This is a genomic window from Bacillus sp. FJAT-29814, from assembly GCF_001510715.1.
Classification (GTDB): Bacteria; Bacillota; Bacilli; order Bacillales; family Cytobacillaceae; genus Neobacillus.
This window is the reverse complement of the sequence record NZ_LMTJ01000002.1, coordinates 663,150-675,501: the sequence shown is the minus strand read 5'-3', so window position 1 is coordinate 675,501 and position 12,352 is coordinate 663,150. Positions and strand designations below refer to the sequence as shown.

The following is a 12,352-nucleotide window of genomic DNA, read 5'->3' as shown; positions in this document are numbered from 1 at the left end:
TGATCTGTATCATGACCTTTATTTGCATTAATCAACTGGTACTTCTTTTGTGAATGTTGACTGTTTTCTCTCTTTTTCTTTTTTACGTTTTACCTTTATTTCCTCAGACTCTTTACTGTAATAGCTCCCCTTCGTATAGACAGCTATTGCAATTGTGAGGAATGAGGCTAGTACGGCCGCAAAGAAAGTGGCTGTATTTTGTAGGAATGTTCCCATGTACCCTAATCCAGCAATCGTTCCAAGGACACTTGAGATTATTAATGGTGCAACCCCAGCAGGATTCCATTTATATAATTTCTCTTGTCTTGCTTCATATTCCATCGGTACAATTTTCAACAACTTCTTCACGACTAAGGCATCTGTCACTAAAATAGCAGCCCATGCCATTAAGAGAACCCCTTGAAATGTCATTGCGCTGCCTAAATAATCCAGTATACCGCCAAGCATTAGCGCAATCGACACGATGCCAGAGACAACAACCCAGAAGCGACGATCGGGTTTGAAGTGGAATACATTCTCAAAGAAGTTGGAGAGTGACAGGGAAGCACTATAAATATTTGTAACGTTAATACGTAATTGTGTTAACATCGTAAAAACGACTCCACCTAGTCCAAGAATGGAGACAATATAAACCCCCGGATTCGATTCAGCCAACCGTACACCAAACCATATTCCAAGTAAGCCCATGACACCAAAACAGAAAATTTGCGGAATAAATCCGATCATAATGGAACCAAGTTTAATATCTTTTGGTTTAAGGAACCGCGCATAATCCGACGCAATTAAAGCGGTTAATCCCATAATCCCGTGCTGCATTCCGATACATAACAGTAAAGCTGTTCCGCCTATCTGTACACCTTCTGGCATATAGGTCCAAAAGTGACCATCAAATTGAGACGGAATATTGACTGCGACAATGATGATAGCAATTAAAAATAGAAAGAAGATCGGTAATGACCATTTTTGTAATTTATCTAATTGTTTAATACCAAACCAATTTAGCGGGATGACAATGGATCCAAAAACGATAATTAGAAGCCATAGTGGAATTGCGGGGAAAAATGCATGTACTGCGGAAACGAGAATCATCCCTTCAAAGGCGCAATACATAATGAAATTCGATGCGTATATTAAGGAAGTTAACGAAGCACCGATGTACCCAAACCCTTGCCTAGACATGAGGTTTACATTCATTCCTGACTTCGCAGATAAATAGGCAATCACTGTACCTAAGACTCCAGCAATCACGATGGCATAAATAGCTGAAATAATCGCGTTCATCGCGCCATACTGAAGGGCCATCACACTGCCAGTTTGAAAATAAAAGATCGCTGTGGCAATCCCAAACGTGATGTTGGTTACGCTAAACCAACCCATGTTCCGTTTTTCTTCTGGAACCTGATCAAATGAATAATCGTCTTTTTCTTCTTCTTGGAGACCTTTAGTTTGATCTACACTCATGCAATCATCCTTTCATGATGCTCCGCACATTCTACCTCCTTCCTATGTTTTGTTTTTCACATTCAATTACACCCGATCAAGATTGAATGCTTGTTAAAGGGGGCAGCAGAATGTGTATTTTTGAGCATGTTTTTTTAGAAAAAGAAACTATATTTCTACTCCGCAGACAGTGTAAATGTCTTGCACCTTTATATTATATACACAGTTAGTTGACATAATCAAGGGCCCAAGGGAAAATGGGTATTAATAACCCTTTAAAAATAAGGGTTTTACCTCGCTTGAACACATTTGACTCATACATAGGAATGAATAAAAATTCAGTTGGATTATATCAATCTACTATCATGTTGAAAAATACTTTGCTACAATAATGATATTGTATATAGAATTAATATTAAAGGAGCGTATCACGATTGAGCGAAATCATACATCGTACAAAAACAAGACCGGTAAAAGTAGGCAACTTGACAATCGGTGGCAGCAATGAGTTATTCATTCAAAGTATGACTTCTACAAAAACTCATGATGTGGAGGCAACTGTTGAACAAATCAAAAGACTTGAAGATGCGGGTTGTCAAATCGTCCGTGTCGCTTGTCCTGATGAGAGGGCAGCGAATGCGATTGCGGATATCAAAAAAAGAATTAATATTCCACTTGTCGTGGATATTCATTTTGACTATAAATTAGCACTTAAAGCGATTGAAGCTGGGGCAGATAAAATTAGAATTAATCCTGGAAACATCGGAAAACGTGAAAAAGTGGAAGCAGTCGTCAAAGCAGCGAAAGAAAGAGGGATCCCAATTCGCATCGGCGTGAATGCGGGGTCTCTTGAAAAACGCATTCTTGATAAATATGGATATCCTACTGCAGACGGCATGGTGGAAAGTGCTCTTCATCATATTAAAATTCTAGAGGACTTAGATTTCCATGATATTATCGTATCGATGAAGGCTTCTGATGTTAATTTAGCGATTGAAGCGTATGAAAAGGCGGCAATGGCTTTTGATTACCCTCTACATCTTGGGATCACAGAAGCAGGGACTCTGTTCTCCGGTACAGTCAAAAGTGCGGCAGGTTTAGGTGCGATTTTAAGTAAAGGAATAGGCAATACCCTTCGTATATCATTGAGTACCGATCCTGTTGAAGAAGTAAAGGTTGCGCGTGAATTACTAAAATCATTCGGTCTGTCATCAAATGCCGCCACACTTATTTCTTGCCCCACATGCGGAAGAATCGAAATCGATTTAATGAGCATCGCAAATGAAGTGGAAGAATATATCTCAACGATTAAAGCACCAATTAAAGTATCTGTTCTCGGTTGTGCTGTAAATGGTCCTGGAGAAGCAAGAGAGGCTGATATTGGAATTGCAGGTGCGCGCGGGGAAGGGTTGTTATTCCGTAAAGGGGAAATTGTCCGCAAAGTGCCAGAAGAAATAATGGTAGAAGAATTGAAAAAAGAAATTGATCAAATAGCCAAGGAATACTTTGAACAAAAAGAATCTACAAAACAAAAGGCTTAACATTAAGATTAGCTATGGTGCCTGTCGCTGCCTGTAATTTGTCGCTTTTTTGCGACATTATTCGGGTGGAGACAGGCACTTTTAAGTAGGAAAAAGGTATAATAGTATTTGAGGTTCATCATTCTTTACTCTTTTAATGAAGGTGGGGTGGAATAATGGCACGTGATAGTAAATTTACAAAAAGTGAACAGTATCAGGCAATTAAGGAGCTGTTACTGCAACATGGCTATGCAGGATTTCATTTTGGTCTGCTGGCTGAGAAGTTGAATATAACAAGGGCTGCTTTATATAAGTACTTTGATAATAAAGATCAATTGATTACGGACTATATGTACTTTGAAATGGAGCAATTCATGGAGGATCTTGAAAAAATAACGGAGTATCCTTCCTTCGAAGAACAATTGGACTATTTATTGAGGGTTATTTTTAACTATAGCGAAATTCATCAAATTCTTTCGATGATTTATCAAATTCCAACATCCAATCATGCAAAAGTAAATGAAACATTGCAACGGTTAGAATCCCTACATGAAAAGATGTATTCCTATTTGAATGATTTTATTGAATTGGGAAAAAAGGATAAACTCGTAAAATCTGATTTTCCGAATCACCTGATTTTAGGGTTCATTTTTCAAGCTATCAATATTCCTAATCATGCTAAATTACCTGAACAAGAGTGGATGAATTTGGTAAGGGCATTTCTTTGTCATGGAATGTTTTTTAATTGACACTTGTGTTACTTTTGTTCATAATGAATAGGGATCAAAGTTACACTTATGTAACTTTATGATTCCGGTCTACACGTAGAAGAGTAAATAGCTATTCATTTAAATAAAGAGGTGAAGTTATGTTTCTTGCATTAAGAGAGTTAAAACATGCAAAATTACGTTTTTTTATGATTAGTATGATTCTAGTATTAATCGCTTGGCTTGTTTTTATTTTATCGGGACTGGGAAATGGCCTTTCTTCCCTAAGTGCTTCAAGTTTCAAAAATATGAAAGCCGATTATGTTGTCTTTGAAGAAGGTTCGCGACATTCGATGTTAAGGTCCGTCATCTCGGAGGATGTAACCGAAGAACTTAAAGGTCTGGAACAAGTGAAGGATGCTGCTCCGATGGGTACACGAACGGCAGTCATTCTGAAAGAGAAGACAACGTCTACTGATGGAAAAATCGACGTTTCCCTTATGGGCATCAATCCGGGGACGTTTTTAGAGCCGGAAGTGATCGAGGGTCATCCGCTGACAGAAGGAAAAGACCTGGAAGTCATTGTCAATGATACATTGAAAAATCAAGGCATTGAACTAGGCGATACCCTTGAAATTGAAGGGACAACGAACGTCATCAAAGTGGGCGGCTTTGTCAAGAATGAATCCTTTAACCATTTGCCGGCGATTTTTATGACGATGGACTTATGGCGTGACATTCATTTTGCAGCGCCAGGCTCAGATATGGGGGCTGATAAACCAGTCAATGCCATTATGCTCCAAGGTGAAAAAATAAATCCGGAACAAGTCGATCAATCGGTGGAAGGAATTGAAACAGCAACGAAACAAGAAGCCATTAACGGATTACCTGGCTACACAGCTGAAAATGGAACCATTATGATGATGCTTACTTTTCTTCTAGCCATTTCAGCCTTTGTCATTACCGTTTTCTTCTATGTTTTGACATTGCAGAAATCGAATCAATTCGGAATTATGAAAGCAATCGGAGCAAATAATGCATTTCTTGGACGAGCTGTTGTTTCTCAAGTATTTTTGCTGGCTGTTATCAGTATTGGGATTGGAATTCTATTAACTTATGGAACAGCCCTCATTTTACCTGAGGCAATGCCTTTTGCACTTGACCCTAAACTTGTCATTATCTATGCAATGGTACTTCTTGTTGTATCTGTCTTAAGTTCGCTTCTTTCTGTTCGAAAAATAACGAAGATAGATCCGCTTCAAGCGATTGGGAGGGTTGAGTAATGGAAGGAATTCAATTTGAAAATGTATCGAAACATTATAAAGAAGGAAATCGAACGTTTACTGCCTTAAACGATGTTTCCCTTTCGGTTAAACCAGGAGAATTTGTTGCCGTAATTGGTCCATCGGGCTCAGGAAAAAGTACATTTCTATCAATCGCAGGCGCCCTCCTTCAACCGTCCGATGGAAACGTCACAATCAATGGAATCCGCTTATCTGATATGAAGCCAAAACAACTTTCTTCCTTACGATTGGAACAAATTGGCTTTATCTTGCAAACGTCTAATCTTGTTCCATACTTGACGGTACTTGACCAATTATTAGTCGTAAAGAAAATGAAAGGCTCCATTACAAAGGAAGATAAAGCTTTTGCCAAGCAGTTGTTAGAGGATGTCGGCCTAGGGGATAAACTGAAAAAATTCCCTAATCAACTTTCAGGGGGAGAAAGGCAGCGAACAGCCATCGCTCGTGCTTTCATGAATGACCCAAACATTATTCTTGCTGACGAACCGACAGCCAGCCTTGACACAAATCGCGCCTTTGAAATTGTTGAACTGATTTCACAGGGAGTGAAATCACGGAACAAAGCCGCCATCATGGTCACACATGATGAACGATTATTAAAATATTGTGACAAAGTTTATCAAATGTTAGATGGAAATCTAAAGTTACTTGAAGAGTCACTAGTAGCTCGTTAAAAGAATCTTAAGTGCCTGTCACCACCAGTAATTCGTCGAATTCTCCTCGACAAAATTCGGGTGGCGACAGGCACTCTAGTTTACATTGAAACATGTAAAACTTTATATACAGTAAGGTTTTCTGATGGGTCAATCTGTGGTGTTTCTTGAAATAAACTGAAGTGGCTGTATCCCCATTTATCTGGATTATAAACTAATAAATTCCCAATACTTTTGTCTTTATTTATCACATAATCAGTAGAAGTTTGAAAATGTGTATGAATTAAAGATGTGCTTTCAGTAATTTTACCTGTATATTCCACAACATATTTTACGCTTTTTAAATCTGCGCCCAGCTCCATATTCAAGGGAACACCAATATTTATTTGCTGCCATCCAAAGGATTTTAAAATATTGTCATAAAAACCTTCAAAGATAAATTTATTCATTCCTTGTGAACTATTCCAAATATATAATGGTGCATAGGAATTGTATAAATTCCCATTCTTCTCCTTCTCGGTAATTAAATAGGCTTTAAATTTTAGCCCAGGAAAACCATCTGTTTTGTGTCCATTGTTTTGGACTCTTTTTTTAATAATTTCCATATCATAATCTTTTGGCAAAATGATCTTATATTGCATTCCTATCATCTATATCACTCGCTTTCTTAAATCCAAAATTTTGGATATTTACGATTTGGGCTTAATTTATTGAGTGACCCATTTTCATACCAAATAACCGATTTGATACATAAGGGTAGTTTCCATACCTAATGGCAATTTCCCGCTCGAACAGTGTAAGTCTTTCAATCGTCCTGTTGTTTTTCAGTTTACCTCCATCCATCACTCTAAATGGCAGAGGACTCAATAATGTCATGACCATTTGTTTTGCACTTTCATGATCAGAGGTTACATAAACATCACTCTCTAAACCTTCATGAATAGGATTTTCGAATACCTGAAAAAAGGTATTTTTGAAGGCACCTACTATTTTTGTGTCGGGAATGCTCATTTGCAGCTCTTCAGCGGCTGAGTTCCCCCAATCTAAAGTAAAATCTGTAAAATCCTCTGTGAATGGGTTGGTGATATCAACCAAAATTTTGTTGGCTAGTTGTTCCTTATTTTCCTTTGCCCAAGGGATTACATCTCTGAACCAGAGTGTTGGAATAATGATATCTGCTTCAAGTGCTTCTGTATAGGAAACGGGTACAATACGGGTTAATTTATTTGCATGTATGAAAGACTCCATGCGTTCTTTATCCCTTGAGGCCCAAAATAATTCATTTACATACGGTTCAAGCGTTTTAACGAGACCGCTGCCCATTCGTCCGGTTCCGATAATACTTACTTTCATGTTTTTATTCCCCCAAAAATGAACGATAAAAAATTTTTATCCAGATTTACACATCCTGTCAAAAGTAGCTGTATTCTTAGTTCAAGAATACAGCTTTTTGGAATTGGATGGTAATACATAAAAATTACGAATCTATAAGAAAAAGTTATAATTCAAATTCAAGGGTGATGCGGTTGAAAGAAACGGAAAGAGGTGGTAATTAGATTATTAAGGTTAGGGGTCAGATAGATTAATAAATGTAAAGATAGTAAAATAGCAGTATTGATTATAAATAAGGAGAATAAAAATGAAACAAATAACATTCGAAGATATCTATACGCTTGGAATAATAGTCAGTGAAAATAGTCAATATAGACACTATCATTATCCTGAGATGTTAATCAGGTATGATAGTAATTTAATTGAATTTAAAACATTGCCGACTGTAACTGAATTCAAAGAGGCTGAAAATTACCTAAGGGATTACCATCTGAAAAGGGGCCAAAAACACGTGAAATTTTCTTTTCCTGATAATATAAAGCCAACAGGAGAACTACTTGCTTACCTAACGGATATGGGGTATGAAATAGGTTTTCTCGAATTATATGCGATCGAACCGAAACACTTTCCTTCGGTCATAAATAACCCTGATATTGATATTCAAGTAGTAACAAATCAAAATTTAGAAGTATTTCTTGATCTACAATATCAGCATGATTTAACCTATGGAATTGAATTTGCGAAGCAGAAGGTAGATCTTATAAAACGTCAATTTGAAGATCAAAAGGTTCAGCAGGTTTTAGCTTTTTATAAGGGGTCTCCAGCAGGCTATGTAGATGTCATTATCTCTAGTGAAACAGCAGAAATTGATAACCTAACGGTTGACGAGTTGTATCAAAAAAAAGGAATAGGAAGCAGGTTGCAAAAATTTGTCATGGAATTATTTCCTGAGAAGATTGCTATATTAGTCGCCGACGGGGAAGATACCCCTAGAGAAATGTACAGAAAACAAAACTATCAGTATTATGGATTTAAATATGAAGCTCTAAAAGTAAATCGGGATTAGGTGGGAGATAAACGTGCGTATTTACATACAATCCAAAGCATGGTTTGATCCTTACTATCACAGTGCCTGGTAGTCTCAGGCACACTTTTTCGTACGTTTCCCTAACCTTCTGTTGTAAACTTATACCCAATCCCTCTTAACGTTACGATAAAAGGATAATCTGTGTACGCCGCAATTTTTTCTCTTAAATTTTTGATATGGACATCTACTGTTCGTTCATTGATGATCTTTTCATTCTTTTTATATACGGTATTGATGATTTGTTCTCTTGAAAAAATTTGATCTGGGTGAGTCATGAATAGATAGAGCAATCTATACTCGAAATGGGTTAAATCCAATACTTCATCGTGGAATTTAACGACTCCCTTTAATGGTTTAATCGTTAACCCTTTATAGCTTAGCTTACTGCAACGATTGGCGGTTCTTCGTAAAACTGTATCAATTCTAACTGACAATTCCTCTACATTATATGGCTTACCGATATAATCATCGGCACCGCGTTTCAGCCCTTCAATTCGATCCTGATCCGAATTATTAGAAGATACAATGATGATGGGTACGTTACTTTCCAGTTTGTAACGCATCCAGGAGCAAACTTCGAGTCCATCCATATCAGGAAGAGAGGTTTCTAGAAGCACAAAACAAGGATCGTGTTTCAAGTACATGTCACGAGCTGTTTGTCCATCGACAGCTTCCAATATTTCAAAACCTTGCCTGGTCAGATGAAATCTTAACACAGCTCTATTTTCTCTATTATTATCGATAATTAAAATGGTCTTTCCTCTTAATTTTTTATCTTCCAACTGTCTCAGCCCCTTGCCTCTATTATAGTGATTAAATGAGTTTCACAAAAGGTTGTTTTATATAGAAAAACGACCCGCTATTAACGGGCCATTCTATTATTTGTTTACCGTATCCTTCTTCCCAGCAAGTGTTTCATAGGCTGCGTCATCCGGTGCATCGCCTTTCGGCCAGTCATTCATTTTATCAGGAAAGTCCGGTCTAGCCATAGAGTTAATATAGGCTGCGATATTCATCGCTTCTTCATCTGTGAAGGAACCTGCTTCATAACCACCCACCGGCGCTTTAGGCATATACTTTTTGATAAAGCCTCCAGCCGTTCTTACACGAGCCATACCCGCTCCAATATTGTAAGATTCGTCTCCCCAAAGAGGAAGTCCTGTTGCGCCACCGTCTCCGCCTTCACCGTGGCAGGTAATACAGGCTTTATTGTATAGTTCCCGGCCGGCATCCACATTTAACTTAGTAAGATCACCTTCAGCCTTTGGCATTTTAGCCCAAGGTCTTTCTTTCGTGCCATCAGGAATATTGGTTGAAATGTAATTATAATATGCAACCATTGCTTTCATTTCTTTACTATCTAAAGGAAGCGGTTTTCCATTCATACTTCTTTTAAAACAACCGTTAATACGTTCTTCGATGGTAACCTCTTTTCCTGCACGTGGATTATATTGTGGATACGTTTTTGAAACACCTACAAGGTCAAGAGAAGAAGCAACTCCACCATCCGCATGGCAGCTGGCACAACTCAGTTTGTTTCCAACATACTCATCCAAAACCGTACTCGTTTCATTATGTTCTTTATACCCTAATTTAATTAATTCCCCTTCTTCCCCTTCTGGAACATCGTCCATACTTGGCGGTAAATAAGGATGGTCTGGTTTGGCTTCTGTTTGTTCTCCAGATGTTGATGATGGTGCTGATGCTGCAGAACTTACCGCTGGCTGCCCCTTTGAATCTAGTATAAATAAGAAAAATACACTAAACCCAAGCGCGATCGTGGCAACGATAGCCGCAACGGAAGAAATAAATAATTTATTCATGTTTACGCTCATCTCCATATCAAGGGGATTTCTCATACGAGAGGATTTATCCGATTTGTTTTTACAGGCTCATTATCTAAAACGAGTGTTAAGATTTGGTTAAGTAAAATTGAGCGTTTCGTGAACATGGGGTAAAGGAAGAGTCAGTTCACTAAATGGACAAAAAGTGGATGGGGTGGTTGGCGGCACTCCTTTTATCATAAAAAAATAAGCTAAACAAGATATCTGATTCAAACAGATCTTGTTTAGCTTATCTACTTTGTCTGGAATACTTAAAAAACCTTTCCATTCAAATGGCAGTGTGAATTCAAGCTTTGCTTCCTGATTTAGTGATAACTTTTATCCCCAAGTTGCTTTCTCCAGCCCCAGCTATTGTTTTTGAGATCGTTTTTGGTGAATTAAATACTGACATACCAAAGTTGACAGCTGCGCCTGATATGGTGCCGATATGAATGCCATCTTTATGAACAGCCAAGTTCATTCCCTCCTAAAGAAAAAAACTGTTTTATCCATTTAGTTATTACTGTAATTCGGCATATTGATTAAGCTGGGGTCAATATAATTTGTAACACTTCCGCCGGTAGTGACGATTACTCCTCCCCCAGTGTTAAATCCTCCGGAACCCCCCTGGGCTTTAGATGCCGTTTTGGGTGTTATAAAGGAAATGTCACCAAATTGGACATCCGCATTTGTACCGATATTATCTATTGTAACGGATCCATTAATAATTGCAGGCATTTTGGCAGCCATCCTTTTCATTATTTTTTATTTTCCCCTGAATGTAAGAGATGCCAACTTACGAATGGGATACCTGGTTTCATTCCTTTAATTATTTCCGGCCACTGGCATGTCAATTACGTTAGGGTCAATATAATTCGTAGAACTTGCAATGGTATTTGATAGTACGAATGCCCCGGTGTTAAATCCCCCGGCACCAGCAGGAGTCTTAGATGCAACCTTTGGTGAGTTGAATAAGCTATCACCAAATTGGACGTCACCATTTCCAGTGATATTATTTATTATAATTGGTCCACAAATAATCGCAGGCATATTAACAGCATCCTTTACCATTAAGTAACTGTTTTAATACGCTATGCATTCATTCCTGATCGTGTGCTTTTTTTTGGGTTTTTTCCTTACCATATTGGATCGACAAGATTATTTTATATAAAAATTCACCAAATGGTATTTTCATGTGTGTTATAGGTGAAAGGAGTGGATGGGGTGTTACAACAATCAGTTCGGCCGACTGAAACAGATTTAGAGCGAATGGTTGATATATATGGGAATATGCTATTTAGAATTTGCTTTGTTATTCTATGTAATCAGTATGATGCTGAAGATGCTGTACAAGACACTTTTATTAAATATCTAACGAAATCCCCAACTTTTCGCGATGTAGAACATGAAAAAGCATGGTTGATCACTGTTGCTACTAATCACTGTAAAAATAAGAGGCGGTTCAATTTTATGCACAAGCATTTGAATATCAGTGATTTGCAACTATTTAGTAAGAATGAAGAAAACTATGGTTTGCTTGATCTTCTTATGAAATTACCAGATAAGCATAAGATTGTATTATTACTTTATTATGTTGAGGGTTATAGGATAGAAGAAGTAGCCACTATACTTAGCATTACCCCGTCAGCTGTAAAAAAACGATTACAACGCGGAAGAGAGCTGATTCGCGAAAGATATCGAAAGGAGAAAGAATGATGGATTTTAATAAGATGAAAGATGCTGTTCATTCTATTGAAATGTCAAAAACGATGAAAAATCGCATTATAGAGAATTGCAATATTGTAGAAAAAGATAAAGCGGCACCATTAAATTTCAAAAGGTGGATTTCCGTAGCATGTGCATTTGGCATACTATTGTCAATGATCATAGGCATTCCATACCTTAATAAGAATGGAGAAGTGCAAGTTGCAAATTTTGCAATCACAGCTTATGCGGTGAGTGATGAGGGGAATCAGCTACATACAAATCTTTCATCGGAGAAAGCTACTTTTGAATTATCAACTAAAGAAAGAATAGGTCTTGTAAATAGTATAGGTGGTGTCGGAGCTAATTTCATTTTTACAGATGTTATGCTAAATGTAACTGGAAACGATATCGACTCCATCACGTATACCATTAATAAAGGCTTATTTATAGAAGATGTGACACTTACAGCAGCAGATAAAGAAGACAGAAACTGGCTATTATCAGAAAAGATACATGTCATTTATGGTGAGCCTGGTTCAGATCGATATCAAGGTATCAAGGAAATTGGGAATACCTATACAGTTTCGTATAATGAACAGAATCAATATAAATATACACTTGCCATTCCACATGATGGCAACGATGTAGTAGAGGAGGACATCATAATCCACGTAAATGTAAAATATACAGATGGAAACTCTGAACAACAAGATATTGTGGTAACTCAAGAATCAAATTCTATGGCTCTCAAGCTTAAATAAAAGAATGGAAAGAGCGCA

General features: G+C 37.6%; 15 protein-coding genes. 7 read left to right on the top strand and 8 right to left on the bottom strand.

Annotated features, from left to right (window positions below; translation table 11 throughout):
* Nucleotides 1-27 precede the first annotated feature (27 nt).
* On the bottom strand, nt 28-1,461 hold the full coding sequence (locus AR334_RS07345; RefSeq protein WP_066307447.1) for a cytosine permease: 1,434 nt from the start codon (nt 1,459-1,461) through the stop codon (nt 28-30).
* A gap of 422 nt (nt 1,462-1,883) precedes the next feature.
* Between AR334_RS07345 and ispG the strand changes: the two genes are divergently transcribed.
* The 4 genes from ispG (at nt 1,884) to AR334_RS07325 (ending at nt 5,645) form a co-directional block, all read left to right on the top strand.
* Nucleotides 1,884-2,981 carry a flavodoxin-dependent (E)-4-hydroxy-3-methylbut-2-enyl-diphosphate synthase gene (gene ispG, locus AR334_RS07340; protein ID WP_172799181.1) on the top strand — a complete coding sequence of 366 codons (1,098 nt, stop codon included), beginning with the start codon at nt 1,884-1,886 and terminating at the stop codon, nt 2,979-2,981.
* Nucleotides 2,982-3,136: 155 nt separating this feature from the next.
* Nucleotides 3,137-3,709 carry a TetR/AcrR family transcriptional regulator gene (locus AR334_RS07335; protein WP_066307442.1) on the top strand — a complete coding sequence of 191 codons (573 nt, stop codon included), beginning with the start codon at nt 3,137-3,139 and terminating at the stop codon, nt 3,707-3,709.
* 119 nt (nt 3,710-3,828) lie between these two features.
* Nucleotides 3,829-4,950: an ABC transporter permease gene (locus tag AR334_RS07330; protein WP_066307440.1), complete on the top strand. Its 1,122-nt coding sequence runs from the start codon at nt 3,829-3,831 to the stop codon at nt 4,948-4,950.
* Nucleotides 4,950-5,645, top strand: coding sequence for an ABC transporter ATP-binding protein (locus AR334_RS07325; protein ID WP_066307436.1), 696 nt, complete (start codon nt 4,950-4,952; stop codon nt 5,643-5,645). Before AR334_RS07330 ends, AR334_RS07325 begins: the two co-directional genes overlap by 1 nt.
* Before the next feature lie 80 nt (nt 5,646-5,725).
* Here the strand turns inward: AR334_RS07325 and AR334_RS07320 are convergent, their stop codons facing one another.
* Together AR334_RS07320 and AR334_RS07315 are read right to left on the bottom strand one after the other, a co-directional pair.
* Nucleotides 5,726-6,274, bottom strand: coding sequence for a DUF4865 family protein (locus tag AR334_RS07320; RefSeq protein ID WP_066307434.1), 549 nt, complete (start codon nt 6,272-6,274; stop codon nt 5,726-5,728).
* A gap of 52 nt (nt 6,275-6,326) precedes the next feature.
* Entirely contained in the window at nt 6,327-6,977 is a 651-nt protein-coding gene (locus AR334_RS07315) for an NADPH-dependent F420 reductase (protein ID WP_066307433.1), read from the bottom strand.
* 286 nt (nt 6,978-7,263) lie between these two features.
* Between AR334_RS07315 and AR334_RS07310 the strand changes: the two genes are divergently transcribed.
* Nucleotides 7,264-8,022 carry a GNAT family N-acetyltransferase gene (locus AR334_RS07310; RefSeq protein WP_066307430.1) on the top strand — a complete coding sequence of 253 codons (759 nt, stop codon included), beginning with the start codon at nt 7,264-7,266 and terminating at the stop codon, nt 8,020-8,022.
* A gap of 101 nt (nt 8,023-8,123) precedes the next feature.
* Here the strand turns inward: AR334_RS07310 and AR334_RS07305 are convergent, their stop codons facing one another.
* From AR334_RS07305 to AR334_RS07290, 5 genes are all read right to left on the bottom strand, one after another.
* Complete coding sequence (locus tag AR334_RS07305) at nt 8,124-8,825, bottom strand: response regulator transcription factor (protein WP_066307428.1); 702 nt, start codon at nt 8,823-8,825, stop codon at nt 8,124-8,126.
* 96 nt (nt 8,826-8,921) lie between these two features.
* Nucleotides 8,922-9,866 carry a c-type cytochrome gene (locus AR334_RS07300; protein WP_066307424.1) on the bottom strand — a complete coding sequence of 315 codons (945 nt, stop codon included), beginning with the start codon at nt 9,864-9,866 and terminating at the stop codon, nt 8,922-8,924.
* A 307-nt stretch (nt 9,867-10,173) separates the two neighbouring features.
* Nucleotides 10,174-10,341 carry a spore germination protein gene (locus tag AR334_RS28760; protein ID WP_172799172.1) on the bottom strand — a complete coding sequence of 56 codons (168 nt, stop codon included), beginning with the start codon at nt 10,339-10,341 and terminating at the stop codon, nt 10,174-10,176.
* 38 nt (nt 10,342-10,379) lie between these two features.
* Nucleotides 10,380-10,604 (bottom strand): spore germination protein, encoded by a 225-nt coding sequence (locus AR334_RS07295; protein ID WP_066307717.1) that lies wholly within the window; start codon nt 10,602-10,604, stop codon nt 10,380-10,382.
* An 87-nt stretch (nt 10,605-10,691) separates the two neighbouring features.
* A complete protein-coding gene (locus AR334_RS07290; protein WP_066307422.1) occupies nt 10,692-10,916 on the bottom strand; it encodes a spore germination protein in 225 nt (74 codons plus the stop codon).
* A gap of 174 nt (nt 10,917-11,090) precedes the next feature.
* Here AR334_RS07290 and AR334_RS07285 point away from each other — a divergent pair, with 174 nt between their 5' ends.
* On the top strand, nt 11,091-11,582 hold the full coding sequence (locus tag AR334_RS07285) for an RNA polymerase sigma factor (RefSeq protein ID WP_066307420.1): 492 nt from the start codon (nt 11,091-11,093) through the stop codon (nt 11,580-11,582).
* Nucleotides 11,579-12,334 carry a hypothetical protein gene (locus AR334_RS07280; RefSeq protein ID WP_253701200.1) on the top strand — a complete coding sequence of 252 codons (756 nt, stop codon included), beginning with the start codon at nt 11,579-11,581 and terminating at the stop codon, nt 12,332-12,334. The genes AR334_RS07285 and AR334_RS07280 overlap by 4 nt, the downstream gene beginning before the upstream one ends.
* The last annotated feature ends 18 nt before the right edge of the window (nt 12,335-12,352 follow it).